Consider the following 1,435-nt stretch of genomic DNA (forward strand, 5'->3'; position numbering starts at 1 on the left):
GGCCGCATGCTGGATGTTGCGCGCGATCTCGCGGGTGGCAGCGCCCTGCTCCTCGACCGCGGCCGCGATCGTCGTGGTCACGCCGTCGATCTCGCCGATGATCCGGCCGATGCCCTGGATGGCGCCGACCGCCGATGTCGTGATGTCCTGCATGCTGGCGATCTGGGTGCGGATTTCCTCCGTCGCCTTGGCGGTCTGGCTCGCGAGACTCTTCACCTCGGAGGCAACCACGGCGAAGCCGCGGCCGGCCTCGCCCGCACGCGCCGCCTCGATGGTGGCGTTGAGCGCGAGCAGGTTGGTCTGCGAGGCGATGGTCTGGATCAAATCGACCACGACGCTGATGCGGCTCGCGCTGTCGGCGAGGCTCTGCACCGTGGCGTCGGTGGCGCCGGCCTCGTCGACCGCCTTCTTGGCGATCGCGGCCGAAGTGACGACCTGCCTGCTGATCTCCTCGATCGAGGAGGACAGCTGCTCGGTGCCCGACGACACGGTTTGCACGTTGACCGAGGTCTCTTCGGCGGCGGAGGCGACCGCATTGACCAGCGCGTTGGACTGGTCGGCGGTCGTCGACATGCTCTGCGCGGTCGATTGCATCGAATTGGCCGACTGCGCCAGATTGTCGAGCGCCGAGCGCACCGTGTTTTCGAATTCGGCGATCTTCGCTTCCATGCGCGCGGCCCGCTCGGCCTTGGCGACACGGTCTTTTTCCTGCTCGCCGGCGAGCGCCCGTGCTTCGATCATGCTGTCGCGGAACACGGTCAGTGTTTCCTTCATCACGCCGATCTCATCGTTTTGCCGGGAACGGACGATCTCGGTGTCGAGGTCGCCGGCCGACAGCAGCTGCATGGTGCGCTGAAGCTCACGGATGCGGCGCAGGATGTTGCGGCCGACATAGAGCCAGACGAACAGCGCCGAGCCGACCAGCATCAGCGAGCCGAGCGCCAGCATCACGGTCGTCGCGAGCGAGGTCTCCCGCTGCGCCTGGGAGGTCGAGCTGTTGGTCTCCTTCTGCACGCCGTCGACGAGCTGCTGCACGCTGATGCCGAGTCCGATATTGAGTTTGCGGGTCTCGTCCAGGATGGTCTGGCCGTAGTCGACGGAATCGAGCTCCTTCTCGCGCAGATTGAACACGCCGGTCTTGCCGGTGCCGAGCGCGAGCAGCTTCTCCGCTGTTTCGCGCAGCATCTTGTTGCCCTGATTGTCCGGCAACAGATCAAGGTTGGAGCGAAGGCGGCCCTGTGCCGTCTTGAATCCCTTCTGGATGTCGTCGAGCTTGTCGCTCGTGTTGGCCGATAGCGCCGCACTCATGTCAGCGGCTGCGAGATTGCCGCTGGCGACGACGTTGCCGAGCTGGCCGACGGTCTGCGCGGCGTCGGAGGCATCTGCGGCGGACAGGTCGGCCGAGCCGAGAATCGCGTTGACCCGGGTCTGCGCG

At 66.2% G+C, this 1,435-nt stretch carries 1 protein-coding gene; it reads right to left on the reverse strand.

Going from position 1 to position 1,435, the window contains the following annotated elements:
- Window positions 1-1,435: methyl-accepting chemotaxis protein (locus MOV75_RS37990; protein WP_247007978.1), on the reverse strand; the 1,435-nt coding region annotated here is incomplete at both ends.

The sequence above is a fragment of the Bradyrhizobium sp. PRIMUS42 genome, from assembly GCF_023006515.1.
GTDB lineage: Bacteria > Pseudomonadota > Alphaproteobacteria > Rhizobiales > Xanthobacteraceae > Bradyrhizobium.